The sequence below is a fragment of the Adlercreutzia mucosicola DSM 19490 genome, from assembly GCF_000422625.1.
Taxonomy (GTDB): domain Bacteria; phylum Actinomycetota; class Coriobacteriia; order Coriobacteriales; family Eggerthellaceae; genus Adlercreutzia; species Adlercreutzia mucosicola.
Map to the genome: position 1 here is coordinate 25,059 of NZ_KE383895.1, position 24,813 is coordinate 49,871.

Here is a 24,813-nt window from a genome sequence, read left to right on the forward strand (position 1 = left end):
GCCTGAAGAGAGCGATGTATGCCAAGAAGCTCGCAAGAGGCGCCGACAAGACGTCAGGGAAAACCCCTCCCACCCCCGGCTGCTGCGAAAAACGACCGGAATGACGTTTGGGCGAGGGTGCGATCCTTTCGAAGGCTGAAAATCGCTTGTTTTGCGTTGGTTTTGGGCTCAAATGGTTGAATTATGCTGACGAGCCCTCGCCCAAACGTCATTTTGGTCTCTCGGGTGCTAGAATCTCCGCCATGAACAAGACTGTGCCGCGCGTGGGGGACGCCGAAATCCCCGCTCCTACCCATATTTCCCTCTACGGAACCGTGCCCGACTCCATTGTGGACGGGCCGGGCCTTCGCTATGCCGTGTTCGTGCAGGGATGCACACACAACTGCCCGGGGTGCCACAATCCCGAGAGCCAGCCTGTCGAGGGCGGCACCATAACGGCGCTAGACGACCTGTTGGCCGATATCGAGGCAAATGGCCTTGTGCACGACGTCACGCTTTCGGGCGGCGAACCTTTCGAGCAGCCAGCAGCCTGCGCGATCCTAGCGCGCACATTGAAGGAACGCGGCTACGGCGTCTGGAGCTATTCCGGATACCTGTACGACGACCTATCGAAACGAGCCACCACCGCCCGTGAAGAATGGAAGCGCCGAAGAGATGCGGGGGCGACGGGTGCCGCGGCCTTCGCCGATCTGGTCGACGACCTGGCTGTGGGAGAGTTGCTCGACTCCATCGACGTGCTGGTGGACGGCCCCTTCGTGGAAGCCCGCAAATCGCTGGAACTGAAATGGTGCGGCTCTTCCAACCAGCGCCTCGTCGATGTTGCTGCCACCCGCGCCGCTGGCAAAGTGATGCTGTGGCACCCCACCTCTTTCGACCTGGAGAAACCCTCCAACTGGTAGCAAACACGACCCCAACCGCCATGCCGCGCGGCCAGCGCCGGGAAAGGTGAGGGCAAATCGCGCGCGGCCTTTCGGTTCCATCGCCCCTCCCTCAACGGCAACGACCTCGCCGCGGGGAGGGACGCGGCGAGGTCGTCTTCTCGAAATGAGCCCTTGCGGCAAAGGTTAGGCGCAAAACACCCGTACCCCGCCCCGCTCAAAACGCGGCAGGCTCCGAAACAGCAGTCCTTACAGCTGGGCCAAATCGCGGCCGAGCAGGTAAGAGAGCGTGCCGCAAACAGCGCCCAGGTTCTGACCCGGCATGACGAAGTTGTAGGTGTTAGCGTAGAAGTCGCCCGTCATGATGCCCGTGCAATACAGACCTTCGATGGGAGTATCGTCAGCCGCGCAAACCTGCATCTTTTCATTGGTGCGCAAGCCGCCGCACACCGTCAGGAAGGTGGCGCCCACGGTCTTCGTAGCATAGAACGGCGGCGTGGAGATGGGGTACAGGATGGACGGATCCACGAAGTATTCCTCATCCAGATGGTTTTCGGCGTACTGGTTGTAGCGTTCGATGGTCTTCAGGGCCTGCTCCTTGTCGATGCCCTCCATCTGCTCCACAAGTTCCTCGATAGTATCGGCCTTGTAATACGTCGAGCCGTTACCGATGGAGTTGCTGCCTTCTTCCACACTCTTGTCCCACTTGGCGATCAGCTCTTCCGGCGACAGCGGCATGATGCCATTGGTGTACCCAACCGAACAGCCGAATTGCTCCCAAGAGTCGCGCGTATAGGCATAGGCCGTGTCCCATACGCCAAATGCAGTTTTCTCGGGCAGCTGCAGCACCGAAATGGCGCCATAGGAGAAGTTCGTGTTCTCGTTTTGGTAGCGCTCACCGTGGATGTCCATGTTCAGGCCCCAGAAGTTGGAAATCACATCGTGGGAGGGGCCGGCGCAGCCACCGTTGATCATGGGCGGCACGGGGAAGGTCTTCTGCCATGCGGCGCCAACCCACAGGCCCATCTTGTGACCGTCGCCGGGCATAAGACCAGAGTAGCCCAGCTCCACGTCGTAATCCACGTCGCCCACCGTGAGCGTATCCCTGAAGTTCTCCCAAGCCCACGGGCTGTACTTGGCCATCATGTCGGGGTTTTTGGAGAAATCGCCCGTCGCCAGCACGACCGCCTTGTTGGCCACGTACTTCACGTAGGTGCCGTCTTCGCGCTGAGCCACCACGGCCGACACACGGCCGGTGTTGTTATCGTCTCGGATCAGATACTGGCCGACGGTCTGATAATGAATCTCGCCACCGAAATCCTCGGTAAAGATGTCGGCGTAGGCCTGCGCCTCCAACGGCGCGCCAAACAGTGCCCCGAAGGGCTGATCCTCGTTCCAGAAATTGTGCGATGCGGGAGGCACCGTGAGCACCCCCGTTGGATCCGTGTAGCCCGGCTCAAGGCAGCAATGCAAGCCGCGCGCCTCCATATGGTCGATAGTCCAGTCGATAGACTCAGCCGAGTGATTGATCCAGCGCTCCCACTTCTTCTTGTCCATGAAGTACGAGCCTGCCGTCTGCTCCATCTTCACGACATGGGCAGCGGTCTCGGGAGTGTAATCGATACCGAACTCCTTCTGAATCTTAGACCCGATGGCATGGTTCGAGCCACCGCGGCTAATCGGCTTCGTGCTGGCAGAGAACACCACTACATCGGCACCTTTCTCGGCAGCCGATACCGCTGTGCACAGGCCCGCCATGCCCGCCCCCACGATAACGATATCGTGAGTAATGGTCTCGGCGATGTCGTCGTCAGCGACCGGCTCGGGCGGGATCTCGAAGCTCCATTTGCGCTCTTGGTAGTTATCAGCGGTCAAAAGCTCTCCCTGGTCCTTAGCATCAGAGGAGCTTGCGCTGCCAGCCCCCTGAGCCGAGGCGCATCCCGCAAGCGCCGCACCCGATGCGGCCAGTGCGCTTGTTGCCAAAGCGCCTTTCAGAAAGTCACGACGATTCAGTTCCATGGTCCCTCCTATGATTGTCGTTGCCAGAAACATGACGCAAGCATGCCACGGCTCAAGGCTCTCTGCTTTCATCCGGATTCGGTGTTTTTGCCTTCAAGAGGGGTCACACATATTGGGTGAAAATGATGTTTTACCTGATCAAACTAAAGAGTAGCTGCGCGCTTTTTCTCAAACCGAAACGTGGGTTGGCCTACAATGATGCAGGGGCATTCCAGGGAGGGAAGCAATGGCTCTAGCAAAAGGACGTTTTCGTTTTCTCGTAGCGGCGATAGGGTTCGCCGCCTTTCTCGCCATGAACTCCTTTTCCCTCTGGGGCTTCTCCGACCTGCCCCAGCGAGCGTTCGGCACCGACACGAGCGGCTATTGGACCATCCCCCTCCAGCTGAGCAACGTCGCCACGTTCCTTTTGTACTGCATGGGTTCGCGAATCGTCCCGCACCTGACAAACCGAATCCCTTTCCCGGAGGCAGTGCTTCTCATCTCCTGCGGCATGATCTTGCTGCTGGGATTCTTCCTCTCGTCGAACCTGCCCCTTCTGGTGGCTGCAGGTATCCTCGTGGGCGCCGGCACCACCTGCTGCTTCATATGCTGGGAGCATGTTTTCTCCTTCGGAAGCCCTCGCCAAGGCGAGCACCGCATTATCGCAGGCTCCGCCGCCTCTATCCTCGCTTTCGCGCTGCTTTTCTCTTTCGGAGACGGCACCTTGCTCTTTTCCGTCGCATTGCTTGCCTTCGTGAACCTCGCACTGCTGTATGCCTCGCTCGCTGCCGAGCGGCGGAACCTCGAAGAAGAACCGAGCGCCGCGCCCTTTAAGCCCGCAACCCTTTCTGACCTCAAGACGCGCTTCGGGAAACCCTTGCTGTGCATTGTCATGATCGGTATCATCTCGCCAGTGTTGGGCGGCGCCGCCTTACCTCAGCCTCTTGCGCTCGAGGAGAGCTGTCTTCTTGTCCTATCGGCAAACCTGCTGTCGGCCCTTATCCTCGGTATTATCTGGTTCGTCTTTCGCCGAAAAACGAGCATCTCACGCACCTACGTTATCCTGTTTCCCCTCCTCGTAACGGCCCTGCTCCTGCTTCCTTTTATTGCAGCGCCCTTCCGTATCGTCATCATATTTATCGGAAGCTTCTCGTTTACTTTCTTTTCCATCATCATGATGGTGTGGTGCATTACTGCAGCAAAACAATGGCACATGGGCCTCACCGGCGTGTACGCTTTGTTTGGCGGTGTCACCTACGGATCGCGCATGGTCGGGTTGTGGCTCGCCTCAGCAATTAGCGGAAGCTCGCTCTCTCAGGAAACACAGATCTTTGCAAGCGTGGCCATCTTGCTTTACGGTTGCTCGCTGGTGATGTTCGTGCTTGCGCGCAAGGGGGCCGAAAAAACAGCTAGCGACACGAGCACCGCAACACCGAGCGGCACCGATGTGCTACGCGAAGTCTGCCAACAATTGGTAGAAGAGTACGGTCTTTCGCCACGGCAGAGCGAGGTACTCGACCTGCTTGTGCACGGCTACGATGTTCCCTCAACGGCAAAGAAGCTGTTTATCTCCGAGAATACCGTGCGCACCCATATGAAGAAGATCTACACACTGATGGACGTACACTCAAAGCAGGAGATAATTGACGCCGTGAACGAGCGCTGCGGGGAGCGGTGCGGGCACAAGCGCTCGAATTCGTGACGGAGCTGTGGCACCCCACCTCTTTCGACCTGGAGAAACCCTCCAACTGGTAGCAAACACGACCCGACCACCCTGCCGCACGGTTGGCAGAGGCCTTCGCCGGTGGAGCACTTTGCAAAAAAGTGGCCAAAAACGTCTCGAGTGCGCGCAAAAGCGGCAATGAATCCGCAAAATCCGATGCAAATAAACGATATTCGTTTGTTTCGTTGGGTTTTCGAGGAAAACAAGGCCCTAAAAGCCCCGCAACGAGCTCACTCGAAGCGGTTTTGGCCAAAAATGGAGACTCTCTCCCAGCAGAAACATACAGGGCTAGCGAATACCAGGGAACCGCAGGGTAAACTGGGCGCCTTGACCCTCTTCGCCCCCCACCTCGATAGAGCCACGATGGCGCAGCGCGCCGTGCTTGACGATGGCGAGGCCAAGACCGGTGCCGCCAGTTTCCTTTGAGCGGCTCTTCTCCAGGCGGTAAAAACGCTCGAAGATCTTCTCGCGTGCCTCGACGGGAATGCCGGGGCCGTCGTCGCTCACGCGCACCACAACCTCGCCGCCGTTCTCGCCCACTTCCACCAGCACCTGGCCGTCTTCCTCGTTGTAGCGGATGGCGTTCTCCACCAGATTGTAGATCATTTGCTCCATGAGCGGCTCGTTGCCGACAATGCGCGCCGGCGTACCCTGCACCTGTACGACTACGTGGCGCTCTTCGGCCAACTTCTGCAGACGGCTGGCGGCTCGCTCGGCCACAGCCAGCACTTCCACGGGCAGGGCGCTGGCCTCGTCGGGAGGCAACTCGTCCAGCCGCGACAGGATGAGCACATCGTTGATAAGCGCCCGCATCGCCTGGGATTCCTGATAGATGAGGCCCGCGAAGCGCGGCACATCGTCGGAGGGAACCATGCCGTTGGCCATCAGCTCGGCATAGCCGGAGATCACTTGCAGCGGCGTCTTCATCTCGTGGGACACATTGGCCGAGAAGTCGCGGCGCATGCTTTCGGCGCGGGCGAGTTCCTCGTTCTGGGTGCGCAGAATGCGCTGCTGGGAATCGATGCGCTGCAGCAGCGGCTCCATTTCCACGTAGGCTTTGCTAGCCAGGGGATCGGCCACGTCAACGTTGTCGAGCGGCCGCATAATATAGCGTGTAAGCAGGCGCGATACGGCAAAGGCCAGCACCGTGCCCACCATGAGGGTAGCCAGCACGCACACGGCCAATTCGCCGGTAAAGAAGTCGGCCATAGCCTCGCGGGAGCCAGGCAGCTGGCGCATAGTAGCAGAGAAGATGCCGACGAACAGCAGCGTGAAGGCCGCAATGCCAGCCAGAGTGAAGATGAGGATGCTGCGGAAAATGCGACCCGACAGACTGGGCAGACCGCGCTTACTCACGATGCGCCTCGCTGAAGCCGCTGAAACGATACCCCACGCCGCGCACCGTGGCAATGGCCGCCTCGGCACCGGGATACGCTGCGGCCAACTTGTGCCGGAGAGTCTTCACATGCATGTCCACAGTGCGCGTCTCGCCCGCGTACAGCACATCCCACACCTTCTCCAGCAGGTAGTCACGCGTGAGCACGCGGCCGGTGTTCTCCATGAACACGCGCAGAAGGTCGAACTCCTTCAGGGTCAGTTGCACGGGAACGCCCTGCACTTCCACGATGTGGGCATCGGGGTCGAGCGTGATGGGGCCGGCGACGAGGGCTCCGGGCGCGGGCGGCTGGGCGGCAGGGCCGGCCGCCGATGGCTGCGAGGCAGCCGCGCCTCCGGCTGCCCCCGCCCCTTCCGCCGGGCGGGCGGCGCGACGCAACAGGGCGTTCACGCGCGAGACCAGCTCCATCATCCCGAAGGGCTTCGCCAGGTAGTCGTCGGCCCCGGCGTCCAAGCCGCACACCTTGTCGAACTCGGCGCCCTTGGCAGTGAGCATCATCACGGGCAACGTGGCGGTGGCGTCATCGGTGCGCAGCTGGCGCAGCAGTTCCAGGCCGTCCACTTCCGGCAGCATGATGTCCAGCAGCACCGCCGCCGGGCGCTGGCGGCGGCAGCATTCCAGCAGGTCCAGGCCATCGGGGAACGCCTCCACAGCCAGGCCTGCTTGGCGCAGGGCGTAGGCGGTCAGATCGCGAATGTTCGCATCGTCTTCCACATAATATATGAGCGGCTTTTCTTCCATGGGGCTATGGTAGCCGATTTCCTAGGCAGCGGCCGCCGCGTCAGGAACCCATTCCTTTTTTGTAAGCGGATTGCGGGGACGGCGGGGCGTGTCGGGCAGCACAGCCATGACGATGCGCACCATCAGCGACACCAGCGGCAGCCACAACACGGTCATGGTCACGTTGAACAGAGTGTGGGCGTTCGCGATCTGGCGCGCGATGACCTCGATCTCGGGGCCCGGCGTGAGGGCTGCCACCACCGAAGCTGCCGGGCCGATGAGCCACACGAACAGCAGGCAACCCGACAGGTTGAAGATGCAGTGGGACAGAGCCACGCGCTTGGCATCGCGGCTCTGGCCGACAGAGGCTAGAAGAGCCGTGATGGTAGTGCCCAGGTTGTCGCCGAGCAAAATGGGAAGGGCCCCTTCCAAGCCGATGATGCTGGCGCCATCGACTCCTGGCTGCGCGGCGAAGTTCTGCAGCACGGCGATGGTGGCACTGGAGCTTTGCACCACCAGGGTCATGACGGTGCCAACCAGCACACCCAGGATCGGCACGCCGGTGACCTGGGCGATCATGTCCGTGAACACGGGGTTCTCGGCCAGGGGCTTCATGACGGCGCCCATGGTGTCGATGCCGAGGAACAGAAGGCCGAAGCCAAAGATGGCCGTACCGGTGAGCTTCACCTTCGACTGCTTCGCCACCGACATGATGATGAAGCCCGTGAGCACAATGCCGAGCACGTAGTCGGATAGCTTGAAGGCGATGATCTGCGCCGTGATGGTGGTGCCGATGTTGGCGCCCATGATGATGGGGATGGCCTGGCGCAGGTTCATGAGACCGGCCGCCACGAAGCCGATGGTCATAACTGTGGTGGCCGACGAGCTTTGCAGCACCGCCGTGGCCACAGCGCCGGCGAGCACCGCCACCAGCGGATTCTTCGTCACCGCAGCCAGAATGGAGCGCATGCGCTCGCCCGCGGCGTCTTGCAAGCTGCCGCTCATCAGGTTCATGCCATACAGGAACAGAGCCAAGCCGCCGAACAGTCCTAGCCCGATCTGCAACAGTTCTTCCACCCACGTCTCCTTCTCGCGCCGCCCGGGCGATGCCCGCACAGCTCTTGTCATTGCGCGATGCATCCTACGAAACCCATGGGTGAAACAAGTAAGGCAACCGTAAAGCCTAGGTAAAATTTGCTGTGAGGGAGGGGCCGTCCCTCATCTCCTGGGCTCGGCGCGGCACCTCCCTGCCCCTCAAACGCGGAAACCGCGCCGGGGCGCGGTTTCCTGGGGAGGGAGGATTGGAAAAGTGCCAGCTAGCGGGCCGTGGACTTGGCTTCCACGTCCACGAGAGCAGGACTGACGTAGGTGAAGCCGCCATAGGTCTCGTTGATGTAGCGGGCCGCGTCCTCGGCGGCCAAGCGACCGCTCGTCCACAGCCAGCCCTGGGCAACACCGCCGAAGCCCACGTAGTTGTGGTTCGGGTTCAGCAGCACGCCCATGGAGTCCACGCCGATGGCGTACAGGCCCTCGATAGGGGTCGCGTGGTCGTCCTTCAGCACGCGAATCTGCGTGTCCACATCCAGGCCGCCCGCCGTCGAGAACGAGGCGTTGAACACCTGCACCGCGTAGAACGGGCCCGTGGCGATCTTCTTCAGGAACTTCGGATCCTTTCCGAAATCGGTGTCCGCGCCAGCTTCCACCAGCTTGTTGTAGGCAGCCACGGTCTCTTCCAGTGTGGCCGCGGGCACACCGATCTGCTCGGCCAGAGCGCTCAGCGTATCGGCCTTCCACGCCATGCCCTCCTCGATGGAGAACTCCAGGCCCTCGTACACCTCGGGCACGGGCATCTCACCGGGGATGTCGCCCTGAGAGCAGTAGCCCTCGAACTTCGGGATGTTGTTGAAGCCCTCGTTGGCGATGGTGGACAGCACTTCATCGGACAGGATGGTGTAGAAGCAGCTGCCGGCGGCGAAGCAGGGCCACGATTCGCTGTCGATGTCCGCGGAAAAGCTCTCGTAGCGGGCCTCGTCCATGTAGCGCTTGCCTTCCTGGTTCACCATGATCGCATCGGCCGTGATGCCGCAAGCCAGCGGGATGTTGTTCAGCGTCCACGTCTTATAGCGGCCCGTGCGCCCGTCCAGCACGTCGTCGTAGAAGTTGATGGGGTAGCGGCTCAGCCAGTGGTCGCAGGTCACGTGCATCACATTGGGACTCATGCCGATGTTGAAGGTGCCCGCACCGATGTTCAGGGCGGCCTGGATCATGGCACCGGTGTCCTGATCGGTACCGATGCGCTTGCGCTCACCGCGCCACGGCTCGTCCAGCAGCTCGTTCACCATGTCGGGGTTGGCGCTGAAGCCGCCCGTGTTCATGATGATGGCCTTGGCGTTGATGACGTATTCCTGGCCCGTGTACAGGTTGCGCGCCTTCACACCGGTGACGCGATCTCCCTCAGTGATCAGCTCGTAGCCCTCGGTCTCCAGCATATAGCGGCCGCCCTGGGCCTCCACCGCCGCCAGCATCTGCTTGTAGTAGGTGTCCAGCACGGCACGGCGATCCTCGTAGGTGCCCACATCGGTGTTCGAGGTGAGCGCCACGTTGTAGCTGGTCAGGCCCTCGGTCATGGGGTTGGGCTTCCCCATGCTGCCGAAGATCCAGTCCTGACCGTACAGCCAGTCGATGGTATTGCCCGATTCGGCGAAGAACAGGTCGATGACATCCTCTTTCGCCATCTGGGTGCCGTCGGTGGTGGTGAAGTGCTTCCACTTCTCCTTGAAGCGCTCGGCGTCCACAAAGGGCTCGCCACCGTTGATGGCCTCCATGTACTGCGGCGGATTCACGGCGCAGCCCTCGTGGGTGAGCGCCGACTTGCCGCCGTACTTGCCGGCACGGTCTATGCCGAGCAGGCTCACGCGGCCGCCGCCGTTCATGGCGCGGATGCACTCGCAGGCGCGCTTCATGGCGATGATGCCGCCGGTGCCCATGCCCACGACGCACACATCCACGTCGATGGTTTCGGGATCGGAGGGCTCGGGCTTCTCGGGGGCCACCTGGAAGGCGCTGACCGCATGGGGGTTCGAGCCGCCCGCTTCCAGGGCCTCCTTCAGGGCCTGGGTGATGGCCGACTTCACAGCGTTGCTGGAAGCGGTGGCACCAGTGACGGCATCCACGGCCACAGACTGATTCTCGATGATGCGCGGGAACAGCAGGTCCTTCACACTCTGCAGAATGACCTCGGTCTCGCCGTGCTGGAAGCGATCGTCGGGCACCTCGATCTTCAGGATGGAGCGATCGTTCACGGTGATGGTCACAGGCAGATCCCAAATCTGCCAGTAACCCTTGGCGTAGCCGGTATAGGTGCCGGGCTTCATCACCGCCGACGACGCATCCTCGGCGGCGCCGATGGCCTCATTGTAGGCCTGCACCGAGGCGCTCTTGATGGCCTCGGACGTCACCGTGGCACCGCTGACGGCATCCACGTCAATGGTAGCGTTCTCGGCCATGGCCTCCTGCATCACCGTGGCCGCCCGGCCGCCGCGGTTCGGCGTCTCCATGGGTGCGTCGATGGTCGCAGCCACCACGCTGCCCGAGCCGCGATCCACTGTAAGCTCGACGGTCACATCGCCGCCGAAGCCGGGCACCGTAGCCGAGGCCGTGGCCTCGCCCGTAGCCGCCATCTTGTCCGTGCCGCCACCAGCGCACCCGGCCAAGGGCAGCGCCGCCCCCACGGCTCCCGCACCGGCCAAGCCGAGCGCGGCGCCCTTCAGAAAGCTGCGGCGCGACAGGCCTTTGTGCTTGAGCATTTCTCCCATAACTCCTCCTTTGTCTTATGGCCTCCAACGGCCCCCATCCTAGGGAAAGGGCGCGCGTCGGTGCATCTGGCAAAGGCGTGTATTTTGAAAAATGGGTGCGAAACTTCTCTACCAAACTCGTCTAGTCACCGATTTGATCAGGGGAAACGTTCTTTGTTTTCTCGCGTTCTATCAGCTCGATCAGCTCTTGCTGACGATGCACGTCCAGCTTCTGGTACACGTGAGTCGCATGGGTATGCGCCGTGCCCTTCGAAATGCACAGCTTCTCGGCAATGGCGGGAATGTTGCGCCCGCGAGCCAGAAGACCCATCACCTCGCACTCGCGCGGAGTCAAGCGCCCGCGCTCGGCCACACGAGCGATGCTGGCCTCGAAAGCCGATTCGGATTCGTGCGCAACGGCGCCGGCAACGGGCGCGGCGGGAGCCGTATGGAACAGGCGGCTGAGCATGCGCTCGGGGAAGAGCCACGACAGCAGCACCACGAGCCCCAAAATGAGCACCGCCACGATAGCCGCCACCTGCACGATATCGGCATCCACGGCAGCCAGGGCCGCATGGGCGCCGAGCAACCCCACGCCGTACCCGAAATTTTTCGCCGCCGTGAGCAAGCCGAAGGACCGCCAAGCGCCGATACCCGGTAGCGAGGCCGCTTCGGCCACAATGATCCACACGAAGATGTCGAAGAACTTGCGGCCGATGCTGGAGGCCATAAGAGCTCCCTCGCCCAAAAGACCTGGAGAAAGCAGAAACAGCACGAAGCCCAGGGTAACCACGGGCAGCACCAGATGGAACAGCGTCGCCGGGCGCACCGGGCGCAGCAGCAGAAACGAGCAGATGATCACACAGGCAGCCAGCAGGTTGGCCCAGAAGCGAATCTGCGATGCGGCATCGGAGGGCAGCGAGCTGTAGGCCAGGGTGATGAACATGTTGTAGATGAGCGAGAACGCCAGCGTCGTTGCCAGAATCGCAAGCACTGTGCGCGCGGGGCCGCGATCACGCTGAGCGACGCGGTCGGCCGGGGTCAGACCCGACGCGGTCACCACGGCCGCGCCGGTAGAGGGCAACGAAGCCTCGCTGTCACCCCCTTCCCCGGCCGCTTCGTCGGCGCGGCGGCGCACCAGCAGCAGCACTGCCTGCACACCCAGCAGCGTCAGCGATGCCAGGTAAAACCCGTTCCCCGGCAGAAACGACAGCATAATGCCGAACAGCGACGATACCGCCATGCCAAACAGCGTGTACAGCTGAATGCCCGCCTGGGATAGTCGCACGAACTTCGGCCCCCAGGCCGTTTCGAAGAAGCCGGCCGACGCGCCGGCCAGCGAAAACCCCGCAACCAGCAGCACTCCCGAGCCGTCAAACTTTCCGATCATAATGGACACCATGCCCAGCACGCCCACGGTAAGAAAGGCTACGACCGCCCCGACGGGCGCGGCCAGGTCCGTCCGGCGCTTCGCGAACATCGCGATGGCCAAAGCCGTTGCAGCGGCCAGCATGAACACCACTTCCTGCACAGCGAGCGAGGCACCCGAAATCCAAATCTCATTGGCCGCGAAAGCCAGCAGCGCCGTAGCCTGGGCGCGGCTGAGCCCAAATCCCAGCAAGTCCCATCGGAAGGGCACGAGTGCCAACCCGATCGTCTCCCGTAGCTGTTCCTGAGCCAGTGCCCCTTTGGGCACATCCACCCCATCCCGCTCAGTCATCCCCGTCGCGTCACTCATCGCCGTCCCGTGCTTTCTGCCAATCTCGCCATCCCCTCCCGGTAGCGCCCTCCCGGCAACCGTCCTCGGCCGCAGGCAGCATCTATGTCCTCCCTCTATCATAGCGCAACACAAAAAGAGGGACGACCCGGAGGCCGTCCCTTCTTGAGAGCAATAGGTAGCGCCACGGCTATTCGGCGGCGGGAACCTCGTGCTTCACGCGCTGGCTCTCCTCGGCGCGCTTGGCGTCGTTGAAGCGGTCCAGGGTGCCCACCAGGTAGCCGGTGATGCGGCGGATGCGCTCGAAGGGCTGGCTGTGGGCATCTTCCGAACGGCCGCACTTCGGGCACACGTCCTCGATGATGCCGTTGTTCCTTTCACGTGCGCGGGGCAGTATCCCAGAACCGCCGCCCCGCAAGGCCATTCAACTTTCGAAAGCGGCCCGCAAGGGAAGGGTCGCCTCCGTGCATCCATGATGGGCCCCGCTTCGTAAAAGAACCGAGCAACACCCGTAAAGAGTCCCCGTCAGTTTTGAAAAGCTTCGGTAAAACCCCAGCGCCAAACGCCTGAAGCGCTTACTTGACTGTCATTTGGCTCGCGCGTCAATGGCAACTCCGAGCAGCTGCCCGGGCGTATTTCCAGGCGCCGCGCTTTCGCCGAGTAGATGCCAGTTGAGGGCCGAAATGGTCGGCGGCCGACGAATGCCTCTGCCATTACGAGCCTGAAGTGGCAGAAAAATGCCAGTTGAGGGCAGATATGGCAGACCACCCTCGTTCGGCCTTACCATTTCGGGGTCGAAGCGGCATTTCCGTGCCCTTCAGGCACCTTTGACATCTCTTCGGCCGCTCCGGCGTTTTTCAGATGCCGGAAAGTTACTTAATGGTGCGACTCACCGCAAGAAGGCCGGAGCGCTTGGGAGGGGACGCGCTCCGGCCAGACAGAGAGGAGAAAACAGATGAAGGGTCACGAAGAGGAGGAGAGAAATCTCGACAAGCAAGACGGCGAGGGCGACAAAACAATCTAGGCGACGCCAGTCAGCGCAGCTAACTTCGCGTAGACCTCGGTGTTGTCGTAGAAGCCGTCGAAAACTTCGGCGCCAGCGCCCATGGCGAACACGGGCACGGTAAGTCCCGAATGGGCGTAGGTGGAGAAATCGACACCCGACTTACGGTTGAGCAAATGAGTGAGAGTCACCGTGAAGGGCTCGTAGGTGCCGTAGTGGACGTACTCTTCCTGGGTCATGTCCTCCTGGTCGCCGACGCCGACGGCCACAGTTCGCTCGTAGGCCTCGCGCAGCTGCTCGTCCTCGTAGGCAGTGAGCATCAGGCTGCCCGGCTCGGCCTCGGCCGCTTGCGCGTCGGCGCCCGACGACAGCGCCGAGGCCGGCCTTTCCAACCCGAACAGTTGGGCCACATCTTCCATCGCCTGCTCGTAGGTTGCCCCGGCATCAATATAGCCGGCCACGTAATCGCTGTTGAATTTGGCATAGGAGATCTTCTGCCGCGCGATGTTGGCCAGGAAAGTGTCGTAGTTGGTTTCCGCATAGCCGATGGTCAAGCCACCCGTCTCGTGGTCGCCCGTCACAACGATCAGGGTCTCGTCGGGATGGTCCTCGCAGAACGCCACTGCCTCAGCCACGCAGTCTTCCAAGGCCATCACGTCGTGGATGGCGGCGGCGCAGTCATTCGCATGGCACGCCCAGTCGATCTTGCCGCCCTCGCACATCATGAAGAAGCCAGCGTCGCCGTCACCCAGCACCTCGATGCCCTTGGCCACGTAATCGCGCAGCGACCACTCGTCGGCCGACGCATCCATCGCGTAGGAAAGCGCGTCCTCGTCGGCCAGTTTCTCCGCCACAAGCAGCGCCTTGCTACCAGCCGTGACATGGGCGGCCTCGTCGTAGGTGCGCGCCACCACGTAGCCGGCATCACGCGCCGCCTCGTACAGATCGATGCGGTTATCACTGGCGCCCGTAGGGTTGAGCAGGCCGCCGCCGGCAAAGTAGTCGAACCCGCTCGCAATAAGCTCCTGACCGATCTCGTAATAGTTCTTGCGCGACTGCTGATGAGCGTAGAAGGCCGCCGGCGTCGCATGGTTCAAATTCACGCTGGTGAGCACGCCCACCTTGTAGCCGAGCTGGCGCTTCAGTTTCTCGGCGATGGTCTCGAAGTGCTCGGAGGCGTCCGGCGACACGTTGATGACCCCGCTAGCCGTCTTGCGCCCAGAGGCAATGGAGGTGGCCGTGGAGGCGGAATCGGGGCAGAACGAGGTGCTGTCGTAGGTGTACTGGGAGCCGATGACCGGGAAGTCCATGAAGCTCACGCGCCCGATGGTCGGTTCTTCCCCGCCCTGCTGGGTGCCGTTGAAGTAGGCTGTTGCCTGAATTTGGGGGTAGCTCATGCCGTCGCCGATGAAGAGGAACACGTACTTCGGCGTTGCGGCCGCAGAGTCCCCTTGCGCCCCGCCTTCGCCGGTGGCAGCTATGGCCACCGAACTTGGCTCGTCCGAGGAGCAGCCGAGCAGCGCGCCCATGGACACCGCTCCCGCCAGGCCCACGGTCCCGCGCAGGAAGTTGCGGCGGGATACAAGATCCGGAATCGCATCATCTATCATGAGAAGTCCTTTCTCGGGTTTCATCGTTCAGCTAACAACTCAACGATAGATCGGCACAGTAAAGCTTCGGTAAGCCGTGAGGAAAACCTTTGAGTGCTTTTCGTAAGTTCTCGCGAGGCCCGGCTCCGGCCTCATCAAGCAGTATCTTTCAGTGGCCCTTGGCCATCCGCACACCCCTCTGAGGCACGGGCTTGTTCGGCTTCTCTGCCGCCGTATCGCCCGAGATGGTGGCCAGCGAGCGCTCATAGGCGTTGAAAGCCTCCGCGACATCCCCCACCACGTAACCTTTCTTTCCCGTCGTAAAAAAGAAGGGTTAGTTCATTAACCTTTCTTTTCAAGAAGAAAGAGGCGTCGAATCTGCTTTACAGCCACGCCAAAACAAAGCGAAGGCAATTCCTGCAATAAAAACAACGATTGAGCGAGTTGAGAGAGCCCAAAAGAGCACCTCAAGCAACATTTTAGTCGATTGAGCGAGTTTTGATACCTACGGAACTCGCTCAATCGTCTTTTTGCTGCAGGAAGGCCGGAAAACTTGGAAGGGGAAGGCGTACGTAGACATGAGCATCACTTCTCTGAAAGGACAGCGAGCAACGCGATGGGGACTTCGGGGGTGAGGCATTGCAGGAATGCCTCCACGGGGTAGGCGAAACCCGTTTCGGCGCGATAGGCCATAAGGGCCAGGATACCGCCGCTTGCGTATTCGAAGACGATGCGGAATATTAGGTCTTCGGCACTCAATGGCAAGCTCTCACTTAGCTCGGGCAACACTTCTTCTAAAAGACGGCGCTTCGCGCGCTTCTGCGCGAGCGCCGCGTTGGGGCCGTTCAAAGCCGCGCAAAGCTTGTCGATACCTGGGGAATTACGCTGGACGAGACCAGGGAAGTCCAAATCGGCGAAGCGGCGAGGATCCAGAGTCACGCCTTCCGTGCCAGCTATCGCGCTCCCGCTGATGCCGATGTGCCGGCCGTCGCCATCGACCGCGTCCAATTCCGCTACGGGCGCCCCGGCCCCCGACAGCGCAATGCCCCCCTGGTGCTGAACAATATCTCGTTTTCCGTGGCGGCGGACGACATCCTCTGCCTTTTGGGGCCCTCGGGCTGCGGCAAGACGACGCTCGTGAACCTCATCATGGGCGTGGACGTGCCCATCTCCGGCACCGTGCGCGTGCTGGAAGAGGCGGCCCCTTTCCCCACGGCGCGGGCGCGCATCGCCATGATTCGCGAGGGGCGGCTGATCGCCGACGCCTCGCCGGCGGATATCCTGGCCCGCACGGGCACCAATACCCTGGAAGATGCCTTCCTGGCGCTGGAGGCATTAGGAATTCCGGAACCGACGGAGGAACCGAAAACCCCGCAACTCCGCAATCGCAAGGAGGTGCGCCATGCCTAGCACCCTGGCCATCGTTCGCCGTATTCTCACGCAATTCGCGCTCGATAAGCGCACGCTGGCGCTGCTGTTCGTGGCGCCTCTTGTGGTGCTGTGGCTGCTGTCAGTCATTCTCGGCGCCGACACCGTGGGGCCCAAAATCGCTACCGTGAACCTGCCCACCGAGTTCCAAACGCAGCTCGAGCAGATCGATGCGCGCATAACCGAGGCCGATGCCGACGAGGCAAGCGCGCTGCTGGCCGACAACGACGTGGCAGCCGTTCTGTCCATGGAAGGCGACCGCACGCTGAAGGTGGAACTGGAAGGCGCCGACTCCACGAAGTCGGCAGCCGTACTCGCCATATGCGCCGAAGCCTTGGGCGAGGGGCGCGGAGAGGCAGCCGACGAGATGGAAGCCACTATCGCCGATAAGCGAGCAGAAGTGGAAGAGGCCATCGACGGGGCGAACCAACAGCGCGAAGAGGCCCGAACAGCACTGGAGGGCGTGACGATCTCGATGCCCGCTGAGGCGCGCGCCGGTCTCGCCGAGGCACTGGGAGGCCTCTTCGACGACGATGCGGCGTTGAGCTTTTCAACCGAAGATCTTTCGATGAATGCGAGCAACTACCTGCCTATAGAAGACATGGAGACCGCTTACCTGCACGGCAACGAGGACTGGCGCATGTTCGATTGCTACGGGCCCGTGTTCATCGGCTTTCCCAATGAAGGCAACGTGGGACTGGTGGTGTTCACCTGCATAACCATGGCCATGGTGTCGGTGGCGCTCGGCTTTCTGGTGTCGGGCTTGGCCACTACGCCGTTCCAAGTCATCCAGCTCATTTTGTTGTTTGTCGTTCCGCAAATTCTGCTGTGTGGCGCGAACCTCGCCACCGTAGGGTTCGATCTCGCCATACTGTGGGGATTTCTCGCCCTATTCTTCACCCTGGCCGCCGCCAGTTTCCGCAAGAAGCGCGCGTGAGCACCTTTCGCCTGCAAGATTCTCGATATTTCGAATGTGTCCAGCATTTCGAAGGCGCCCGCTTTTCGAATATCGCTCAAAATGCCAGTTAAGGGTCGAACTGGCATTTTCTGAGGAAAAGCAAGAAGAGGGCCGTCGCTGGGACGGCCCTAGGTGCTTGGGGTGCTCGCGAAGCTTGGGAGCTTGAGCGTGGCGCCGCTACTCGGCAGACTCCGGCATCGGTACTGCGTGCTTCACGCGCTGGCTCTCCTCGGCGCGCTTGGCGTCGTTGAAGCGATCCAGGGTGCCCACCAGGTAGCCGGTGATGCGGCGAATGCGCTCGAAGGGCTGGTTGTGGGCGTCCTCGGAGCGGCCGCACTTCGGGCACACGTCCTCGATGATGCCGTTGTAGCCGCACACCGGGTCGCGGTCCACGGGATGGTTCACGCTGCCGTAGCCCATGCCGCAGTCCTTCATGTAGCGGATGACGCTCTCGAAGGCCTCCAGGTTGTCCGACGGATCGCCGTCCAGCTCGATGTAGCTGATGTGGCCGCCGTTGGTGAGCGCGTGGTATGGCGCCTCCAGGGCGATCTTGTCGTAGGCGGAGATGTCGTAGTACACCGGCACGTGGAAGCCGTTGGTGTAGTAGTCGCGGTCGGTCACGCCGGGAATGACGCCGTAGCGCTCGCGGTCGATGCGCACGAAGCGGCCCGACAGACCCTCGGCAGGGGTGGCGATGAGCGAGTAGTTCATGCCGCGCTCCTGGGAGATGCGGTCGCAATAGGAGCGCATGTGACCCACAATCTCCAGGCCGAGGCGCTGGGCCTCAGGCGACTGACCGTGGTGTTGGCCAGTCAGGGCCACCAGGCACTCAGCCAGGCCGATGAAGCCGGTGGTCAGGGTGCCGTGCTTCAGCACGTCGCGCTGCACGTCGGTGGGAGAGAGCTTCTCGGAATCGATCCACACGCCCTGGCCCATGAGGAACGGCGCGTTGTACACGTGCTTGCGGGCCTGGATCTCGAAGCGCTCGTCCAGCTGGCCGGTCACCAGTTGCAGCTTGGAGTCGAGCAGGTCGAAGAACAGGTCGATGTCGCCCTTGGCGCGAATGGCCAGGCGGGGCAGGTTGATGGAGGTGAAGGACAGGTTGCCGCGGCCGGGCGTGACCTCGCGGTCGGGATCGTACACGTTGCCCATGACGCGGGTGCGGCAGCCCATGTAGGCAATCTCGGTCTCCGGGGTGCCCTTGTAGTACTGGGCGTTGAACGGCGCGTCCAAGAAGCTGAAGTTCGGGAACAGGCGCTTAGCCGAGCAGTGCATGGCCAGCTTGAACAGGTCGTAGTTCGGATCCTCGGGGTTGTAGTTCACGCCCTCCTTCACGCGGAAGATCTGCACGGGGAAGATGGGGGTCTCGCCGGAGCCCAGGCCCTCCTCGGTGGCCAGCAGCATGTTCTTGATGACCATGCGGCCCTCGGGGGAGGTATCCATGCCGTAGTTCACCGAGCTGAAGGGCGTCTGGGCGCCAGCACGGGAGTGCATGGTGTTCAGGTTGTGCACGAGAGCCTCCATGGCCTGGAAGGTCTGGCGGTCGGTGTCGCGCGAGGCGTTCTTCTCGGCGTAGGCCACGATGCGGTCGGCTGTGGCCTCATCGGCGCCGGCATCCTCGATAGCGGAAACGACGGCCGCGCGGAACTCGGGGGCCATCTCCAAGCTGGCAGCCTTGCCCGTTTCGGCCTCGATGCGCGCAAGGGTGGTTTCGGCAAACTCGCGATCGTCGGCGATGTCGGTCAGAAGGTCGATTGCCTCGGCGACATGCTTCTTGAACAGGCGACGGAACGTCTTACCCACGCCCACGGCCAGACCGTAATCGAAATCGCACACCGACTGGCCACCGTGCTGGTCATTCTGATTCGACTGGATGGCGATGCAGGCAAGCGCCGCATAGCTGGAAATGTCGTTGGGCTCGCGCAGCACACCGTGGCCGGTGGAGAAACCGCCCTTGAACAGTTTGCGCAGCTCAATCTGGCAGCAGGTGGTGGTCAGGGTGTAGAAATCCATATCGTGAATGTGGATGTCGCCCTCGCGGTGGGCCTTGGCAAAACGCGGATCGATGACGCACATTTCGTAGAACTGCTTGGCCGACTCCGAGCCGTACTTCAGCATGGTGCCCATGGCGGTATCGGCGTCGATATTGGCGTTCTCGCGCTTCATATCGGAATCGGCGGCTTTGGAGAAAGTGATGTCCTTCAGTGTCTGGATGAGGCGGGAGTTCACATCGCGCACACGGCTGCGCTCGGCACGGTACAGGATGTAGGCCTTGGCAGTCTGCACGAAACCGGACTCGATAAGGGTCTCCTCTACCAAATCCTGCACGCCCTCCACCGTAGGAGTCCCTTCGATGGCGCCGCTCTCAAGCTTCTCGACGACCGTGGCGGCAATCTGCTCGGCAGTAGCACGATCCTGCATAGCTGCACAAGCCTGGAACGATTTTTCCACCGCATCGGCGATCTTCTGGGGATGAAACTCCGCCATACGCCCGTCGCGCTTGATGATGGTCTTGACCATAACCGCTTTCTTCCTTTCATCTGCCGCGTTTCCGCGCCTTGCCAACCACAACATACAGAAGCCCCGCGATGTTTTCCCCATCGCCGATCTTCGTTGTTACCGAGGGGGTAAACCTATGTTTTCGAATGTTTTGCCAACACGCTTTCCACAGGTTATTCACCAAATAAACCACTATATATTGTGTTTCGTGGTTCTTATGGCGGATATATATAGTACTCGCGGCGACGTTCGAGTTCAACCGAACAAGTTGTGTTTTTACGCAGCGAAAACTACAGAAATTTTTTCGACAAGGGGTGCCGGACGACGCTGCAGAGCATCGTCCGGCGCCGAGAGCCCGAAGTCCCCCGATTCATCCGTGCCGGGTCGCCTGCGGGACCCGGGCCACATTCGCCTATTGAGAAATCCGCGCGGACGCGGGCCGCAAACGCCTTGGCCCAACTTAAACGGGCGCTAAACGTCGATTCTAACGTCTTGCCCGGCCACAGATGCCGCCAACACACCGGTGTACGCCGGCGTGGCATCGCCGACGGCCCGAAGAAACTGCACGCCCTCATCGCGAAGAACAGCCGCGGCGGGCATCATGGTGTCGGCAGTGTAATAGGGATTCTCGGCCGTAGGACCCTGCTGCTTCGGGTTGCGCTCGCCCACCACCAGCGAAACCAGCATGCACAGGTCGGCTCCTTGGGCCGCCAGACGATCGCGTACCGAGGCGGCCAGGGCCGTCGCAACGGTCGGCGCGACCAACGTGGCGAAGCCGGCCACCGCCGCGCCAAATTCCACCATGACGTCCACCGCCTCGGCCAAGGTGCCCCGGCCCGATGCCAACGCACCGTCAGCCGTTACATCCACCGAAGCCAATACGGGCAGGTCGCATGCCTTCCGCACTCCCATGAGGGCGCATTTCAAATCATCAGCGCTCGCAAAGCCATTCAGGAAAATAGCATCCACCTGCGCATCGCCGAACAAACGGGCCGCACGAGCGTATTGATCGCGATTTTCCACCAGCGATGCCTTCGACGAGGAATCCAGCGGCAAGCCGCAAGGCCCGATCTCAGCCAAAATATGCTGGGGCCTGAATGGCGATGCGGCCTCTAGCGCATTGCGTGCCAACTCGCCGCCCCTCCCCCCCATGCCCAGCTCGGCCAGACGCGCCGGAGCCAACATGGCCGTAGGCAGCACGAAACATTGGGGGCCGGCCACCGCTTCTACGCGATAGGCCTCTTCAATGGTCTCCGGCTCCAGCAGCAAAGTCAGAGCCTGATCGCGCGCCGACTCGACACCCTGCCGCCGCAACGTACCAGTCACTGGAGACGACAAAACCAGCATGTCCTTGAAGAAGCGCAGCGCGAGATCAGCCATGGGGAGTTCCTTTCTGAGAAAAATGCTCGCGTCTATGATACACGACCCCTCAAGGCGAGCGGAGCTTTAGCAGAGGTGAGCGGGCCTTTCTCTATGCAGAAGCGCAATTCACCGCCAAATCCGCACCGCTCTCGCAAGAACCAATGCACAACAGCACCGAGAAAACAAGGCTTGTATTATTATTCGCGTTAGCGATTTGGAAGTTCCCCTGCTTCCATCGCTCTGCTTCATACCCCTTGAAAGCAGAATGCGGTACTCGATACCGCATTACCCCCTCCTCCGGCGCGGCGAAGTACCCCTCTTCGCCGCGCCATTTCTTTTGTGTGACAGGGATCGAGTACTTTGTCCCATTCTGTTTTCCCTGTTCAGAAAGGTAGCCGCAAAAGGCCGTTTTGTATGGAAAAAGGCACTCGGATCCATACAAAGCGTTCACTTCTGGCTAGAAATCCATACAAATCGCCGCTTTTTGGCTTCCGCGCATCTCGCAGAAGCCAAAAACGAACGATTTGTATGGAATGGAAGCCTACTCGGCAGCTTCCTCATGGCAGCCGCAACCGCAGCCGTCGCCAGCGTCATGGCCACCCTCGCCGCAGCACTCATCCTCAGCATCGGCGTACTTCTCGTCGATTTCCTCATCAGCGTAGGCCACGGGTTCCTTCAGGGCTTCCATGAAGTTGGGGGCCTCGCCGATATAGGCCGGTTCCGATTCAAACACGTACTTCCCATTGTCGTCCACCGTATACAGATAGGCCACAGCATGTCCCGTGTCGGCACCAGGCTGGCCTCCCTCGGCGATAAGGGCGTCTTTCACGCCATCGTCAGTCTCAATATAGCCGTCGTAGCAAAACGCATAAGCACCGGCACCGCGAGCGCCGCGCACGGTGTACTCGGCAGCCTCGAAGCATTCTTCGGCACTGTCGCCGGGATGGCTTTCCAGGAACAGATTGTTCTTCACAATGAGAGCCGTAAACGGAATGAGATCCTCGCCGGCCTCTACTTTTTCCTTAGCTTCATCCAGGGAGAACACCAGCACACGCTGCAAATCTTCGGGGATCTCGGGTACATCCTGGCTGTCGTTCTCAATGTTGCGGTCGGCCACGGTCGGCCTCCTTTCTTGCGAATTTGTACCTTCTCAGTGTAGGCCAGCGAAAGAGAAACCTCCGCCGCAAGAGGCGTCATTTCGGCGATTCTCCAAAGCGCGCGAGGGCCGCGAGACCTATACTGGGAGAAAAGAACGCACCTCTTTCGGAAAGCACCATGAGCCACACATCTTTTGCCCCCGCTGAATTCGATTGGGTGAACGAGCCCCATCACGGCGACGTCGTCACCTATCGCGATCCTCATGGGCGCAAGCACCAGCTGCCCGTGCGATACCCAGACGTCACCGCCACGCCCTTGGTGCAAGCCAAGGAAATTCGCCCCCATCTGTACCGGTGCTCGTTTTCACTGAACGAGTTCCATTTCTGCGAGCGCATCGACTTGTACAGCATTATCGAACCGGGCGAGCGGGCATTGCTCATAGATACGGGTCACTACGACCTGTGCGGCATGCACTTTCTCGACGAACTGTTGGCGGCCACGGACACACCCTGGGAAGCCACCGACGTTTTCCTTACGCATTTGCACGATGACCATGCAGGAAACGTGCCCTACTGTTTGAACCAAGGGGCACGTCACCTCATACGCGGGGCGTGCAAGTCCTTCGATTCGCAAACGGTCAGCGCCTTTTTACGCGAGACAGGTGCAGCATCGGTGAATGACACGGCGCTGGACAGCTTCGTCGCCCTGCTGCGCGGCAGGGGCAACCCTCTGTACGACCCCCTGCCCCTTGTGAGGGAAGTAAACGGCGACGACGCCATTGATATCGGCGATTATCACCTGCAAGTATTGGAAACCCCTGGTCACACTATGGAACACCTGTGCCTTCTGGAACCAGACCATCGCTTTCTGTTCGCAGGAGACCACATCATTGTGGCCGCGCCCGGCGTGATGCAGCTGGAACGCGACCAGCACCTGCTGCTGCACTTCCTGCAAAGCATCGCCGAGCTGCGCGACGCAGGGCTGCGCACGGTTTACATGAGCCATCACGAAGTCCTGGAAGGCGAAGACGACATTGTGCGTCTGCTCAACCGCATCTTGAACACATACAAAAAGCCCCTGACGAAAACTTGCGACGTACTCGGCGAAAAAGGTCCCGCCACGGTGTATGCCGTCACCGAGAACGCGTGTCGCCATCTCCCCGGCGGCTTGGCGGGCCTGCCTGCAGGCATGCGCACCCGACGCGTGGCCACCGCATTCGGCTATCTGGAATATCTCGTCGATACAGAAAGAGCCCGGCGGCACGTGGCCGACGATGGTGCCCTGGTGTACGAGAAAGTGAGCTGACAACCGCCACGTAGCGACAAACACTACCCACCCATCCGTGAACCGTGGGCAAGGCCCGCCCCGTCATCCGCCTGAACGACTGGTTCTTTCGCAAGCCCGACGAAACAAAAGTGGTGTAGGCGCCGTTATGAGAGGGGCTTAAGGGCGCGGTCGAGGATGCCATGGGCGCGAGCGATGACCATGCCGTAGTTGGTGATGGGAACGCCCTGGTGGCGGGCGCGCTGGATACGGGAGCCCATGTCGCGAGCGTTCAGAGTGCAACCACCGCAGTGCACGACAACAGCATAGGGCGTCAGGTCGTCGGGAAAATCGCGACCCGAGGTGAACGCGAACTGCGGATTTGCGCCGCTGATCTCACGAATCCACTGGGGCAGCTTCACCATGCCGATGTCCTCGCAGGTGCGGTGGTGGGTACAGCCCTCGGCAATGAGCACCATGTCGCCGTCGGTCAGATTCTCCAAGGCATGCACGGCTTGAAGCTGCGCGGGCAAATCGCCCTTGTAACGAGCCATGAGAATGGAAAACGAGGTGAGAGGCACCGTTGCCGGCAGCAATTCAGCCACAGCGCCGAATGCCTGGGAATCGGTAACCACCAGCTGCGGCGGGCACGTCAGCGTATCTAAAAGTTGAGGGAGAGCCTCTACGCTAGCGGAGCAGGGGAGGGCACCAGCTTCCAGCGCGTCGCGCAGCACCTGCTGCTGGGGCAGGATGATGCGCCCCTTCGGCGCCGCTGAATCCAGGGGGATCACCAGCACCACCACATCGCCCGGCGCCAGCAGGTCGGCCACGAGATGACGGTCGTCACCCGCACAGGCCACCAAGGCCGCGATCATGCCCTTCAAGTCAACCACGCCCGCCCCTGTGGCAGCTGACAGGCGCACACGGGCGCGGCGGCAACCACGCTTGTCCTCGTCGATGGTGACGGCCGGAACCGGCATGGCGGCATCCAGCAGATCGGCCTTGTTCTCGGCAATCACATAGGGAATGCACCGCTGTTGGAAGGCAGCCACCAACTGCTCATCGAAGGGCGTCATACCACGGGTGACGTCCACCACCAGCACGGCCACGTCGGCGGTATCGAGCACCGCCTCGGCCCGGGCCACGCGCTGGCCTCCCAGATCGCCCTCATCGTCGATGCCGGGGGTGTCGATCACCAGCACCGGCCCCACCGGCAGCAGCTCCATGGCCTTTCGCACCGGGTCGGTGGTGGTGCCCGCTGTGTCGGACACCACGGAAACCGTCTGATTCGTCAGCGCGTTCACCAGGCTCGATTTGCCCGCATTGCGCACCCCGAAGAACGCCAGATGCGTGCGCTCACCCGAAGGGGTATCGTTCAGTGACATGG

General features: G+C 61.4%; 19 protein-coding genes. 5 read left to right on the forward strand and 14 right to left on the reverse strand.

The window, feature by feature from the left end:
- The first annotated feature begins 242 nt into the window (after positions 1-242).
- On the forward strand, positions 243-899 hold the full coding sequence (locus G503_RS14965) for a 4Fe-4S single cluster domain-containing protein (protein ID WP_051191176.1): 657 nt from the start codon (positions 243-245) through the stop codon (positions 897-899).
- Positions 900-1,127: 228 nt separating this feature from the next.
- On the opposite strand, the gene G503_RS0111135 is transcribed toward G503_RS14965, so the two are convergent.
- Positions 1,128-2,897, reverse strand: a complete 1,770-nt coding sequence (locus G503_RS0111135) for an FAD-dependent oxidoreductase (protein WP_028027627.1) — start codon at positions 2,895-2,897, stop codon at positions 1,128-1,130.
- A gap of 226 nt (positions 2,898-3,123) precedes the next feature.
- On the opposite strand from G503_RS0111135, the gene G503_RS14970 reads away from it, so the two are divergent.
- Positions 3,124-4,578 carry a helix-turn-helix domain-containing protein gene (locus G503_RS14970; RefSeq protein ID WP_051191178.1) on the forward strand — a complete coding sequence of 485 codons (1,455 nt, stop codon included), beginning with the start codon at positions 3,124-3,126 and terminating at the stop codon, positions 4,576-4,578.
- 309 nt (positions 4,579-4,887) lie between these two features.
- Here the strand turns inward: G503_RS14970 and G503_RS0111145 are convergent, their stop codons facing one another.
- The 9 genes from G503_RS0111145 to G503_RS16525 all read right to left on the reverse strand — a co-directional run bounded on the left by G503_RS0111145 (position 4,888) and on the right by G503_RS16525 (position 15,826).
- On the reverse strand, positions 4,888-5,955 hold the full coding sequence (locus G503_RS0111145; RefSeq protein WP_051191180.1) for a sensor histidine kinase: 1,068 nt from the start codon (positions 5,953-5,955) through the stop codon (positions 4,888-4,890).
- Positions 5,948-6,736: a response regulator transcription factor gene (locus G503_RS0111150; RefSeq protein WP_035023022.1), complete on the reverse strand. Its 789-nt coding sequence runs from the start codon at positions 6,734-6,736 to the stop codon at positions 5,948-5,950. The genes G503_RS0111145 and G503_RS0111150 overlap by 8 nt, the downstream gene beginning before the upstream one ends.
- Positions 6,737-6,757: 21 nt before the next feature.
- On the reverse strand, positions 6,758-7,792 hold the full coding sequence (locus tag G503_RS14975; RefSeq protein ID WP_051191181.1) for a Na/Pi cotransporter family protein: 1,035 nt from the start codon (positions 7,790-7,792) through the stop codon (positions 6,758-6,760).
- Between the two features lie 239 nt (positions 7,793-8,031).
- Complete coding sequence (locus tag G503_RS0111160) at positions 8,032-10,530, reverse strand: FAD-binding protein (protein ID WP_028027630.1); 2,499 nt, start codon at positions 10,528-10,530, stop codon at positions 8,032-8,034.
- Between the two features lie 121 nt (positions 10,531-10,651).
- Positions 10,652-12,229 (reverse strand): helix-turn-helix transcriptional regulator, encoded by a 1,578-nt coding sequence (locus G503_RS0111165; RefSeq protein WP_169628171.1) that lies wholly within the window; start codon positions 12,227-12,229, stop codon positions 10,652-10,654.
- A 187-nt stretch (positions 12,230-12,416) separates the two neighbouring features.
- Entirely contained in the window at positions 12,417-12,650 is a 234-nt protein-coding gene (gene nrdD, locus G503_RS16790) for an anaerobic ribonucleoside-triphosphate reductase (RefSeq protein WP_235715560.1), read from the reverse strand.
- Between the two features lie 596 nt (positions 12,651-13,246).
- Positions 13,247-14,839: an alkaline phosphatase gene (locus G503_RS0111175; protein WP_156892007.1), complete on the reverse strand. Its 1,593-nt coding sequence runs from the start codon at positions 14,837-14,839 to the stop codon at positions 13,247-13,249.
- Between the two features lie 148 nt (positions 14,840-14,987).
- The gene (locus G503_RS16900; protein ID WP_022926615.1) at positions 14,988-15,119 is read right to left on the reverse strand and encodes a hypothetical protein; all 132 of its coding nucleotides are present in this window, start codon (positions 15,117-15,119) and stop codon (positions 14,988-14,990) included.
- Positions 15,120-15,403: 284 nt separating this feature from the next.
- Positions 15,404-15,826 (reverse strand): hypothetical protein, encoded by a 423-nt coding sequence (locus tag G503_RS16525; protein WP_028027633.1) that lies wholly within the window; start codon positions 15,824-15,826, stop codon positions 15,404-15,406.
- A gap of 45 nt (positions 15,827-15,871) precedes the next feature.
- Here G503_RS16525 and G503_RS16530 point away from each other — a divergent pair, with 45 nt between their 5' ends.
- Positions 15,872-16,228, forward strand: a complete 357-nt coding sequence (locus G503_RS16530) for an ATP-binding cassette domain-containing protein (RefSeq protein ID WP_028027634.1) — start codon at positions 15,872-15,874, stop codon at positions 16,226-16,228.
- The gene (locus G503_RS0111195) at positions 16,221-17,183 is read left to right on the forward strand and encodes an ABC-2 transporter permease (RefSeq protein ID WP_028027635.1); all 963 of its coding nucleotides are present in this window, start codon (positions 16,221-16,223) and stop codon (positions 17,181-17,183) included. The genes G503_RS16530 and G503_RS0111195 overlap by 8 nt, the downstream gene beginning before the upstream one ends.
- A 198-nt stretch (positions 17,184-17,381) precedes the next feature.
- Here G503_RS0111195 and G503_RS0111200 read toward each other — a convergent pair whose 3' ends face one another.
- From G503_RS0111200 to G503_RS14980, 3 genes are all read right to left on the reverse strand, one after another.
- Positions 17,382-19,724, reverse strand: coding sequence for an anaerobic ribonucleoside triphosphate reductase (locus G503_RS0111200; protein ID WP_028027636.1), 2,343 nt, complete (start codon positions 19,722-19,724; stop codon positions 17,382-17,384).
- Between the two features lie 450 nt (positions 19,725-20,174).
- Positions 20,175-21,083: a homocysteine S-methyltransferase family protein gene (locus G503_RS0111205; RefSeq protein ID WP_028027637.1), complete on the reverse strand. Its 909-nt coding sequence runs from the start codon at positions 21,081-21,083 to the stop codon at positions 20,175-20,177.
- Positions 21,084-21,606: 523 nt separating this feature from the next.
- Positions 21,607-22,182, reverse strand: a complete 576-nt coding sequence (locus G503_RS14980; RefSeq protein ID WP_235715561.1) for a hypothetical protein — start codon at positions 22,180-22,182, stop codon at positions 21,607-21,609.
- 158 nt (positions 22,183-22,340) lie between these two features.
- Here G503_RS14980 and G503_RS0111215 point away from each other — a divergent pair, with 158 nt between their 5' ends.
- Entirely contained in the window at positions 22,341-23,468 is a 1,128-nt protein-coding gene (locus G503_RS0111215; RefSeq protein ID WP_028027638.1) for an MBL fold metallo-hydrolase, read from the forward strand.
- A 125-nt stretch (positions 23,469-23,593) separates the two neighbouring features.
- On the opposite strand, the gene hydF is transcribed toward G503_RS0111215, so the two are convergent.
- Positions 23,594-24,811 carry a [FeFe] hydrogenase H-cluster maturation GTPase HydF gene (gene hydF, locus G503_RS0111220; RefSeq protein WP_028027639.1) on the reverse strand — a complete coding sequence of 406 codons (1,218 nt, stop codon included), beginning with the start codon at positions 24,809-24,811 and terminating at the stop codon, positions 23,594-23,596.
- Between the last annotated feature and the right edge of the window lie 2 nt (positions 24,812-24,813).

Coding starts and splice junctions, on each gene's coding strand:
- G503_RS14965 (WP_051191176.1), top strand. CDS start 243: ATGAACAAGACTGTGCCGCGCGTGGGGGACGCCGAAATCCCCGCTCCT.
- G503_RS0111135 (WP_028027627.1), bottom strand. CDS start 2,897: ATGGAACTGAATCGTCGTGACTTTCTGAAAGGCGCTTTGGCAACAAGC.
- G503_RS14970 (WP_051191178.1), top strand. CDS start 3,124: ATGGCTCTAGCAAAAGGACGTTTTCGTTTTCTCGTAGCGGCGATAGGG.
- G503_RS0111150 (WP_035023022.1), bottom strand. CDS start 6,736: ATGGAAGAAAAGCCGCTCATATATTATGTGGAAGACGATGCGAACATT.
- G503_RS0111160 (WP_028027630.1), bottom strand. CDS start 10,530: ATGGGAGAAATGCTCAAGCACAAAGGCCTGTCGCGCCGCAGCTTTCTG.
- G503_RS0111165 (WP_169628171.1), bottom strand. CDS start 12,229: ATGACTGAGCGGGATGGGGTGGATGTGCCCAAAGGGGCACTGGCTCAG.
- nrdD (WP_235715560.1), bottom strand. CDS start 12,650: ATGGCCTTGCGGGGCGGCGGTTCTGGGATACTGCCCCGCGCACGTGAA.
- G503_RS0111175 (WP_156892007.1), bottom strand. CDS start 14,839: ATGATAGATGATGCGATTCCGGATCTTGTATCCCGCCGCAACTTCCTG.
- G503_RS0111195 (WP_028027635.1), top strand. CDS start 16,221: ATGCCTAGCACCCTGGCCATCGTTCGCCGTATTCTCACGCAATTCGCG.
- G503_RS0111200 (WP_028027636.1), bottom strand. CDS start 19,724: ATGGTCAAGACCATCATCAAGCGCGACGGGCGTATGGCGGAGTTTCAT.
- G503_RS0111205 (WP_028027637.1), bottom strand. CDS start 21,083: ATGGCTGATCTCGCGCTGCGCTTCTTCAAGGACATGCTGGTTTTGTCG.
- G503_RS0111215 (WP_028027638.1), top strand. CDS start 22,341: ATGAGCCACACATCTTTTGCCCCCGCTGAATTCGATTGGGTGAACGAG.
- hydF (WP_028027639.1), bottom strand. CDS start 24,811: ATGTCACTGAACGATACCCCTTCGGGTGAGCGCACGCATCTGGCGTTC.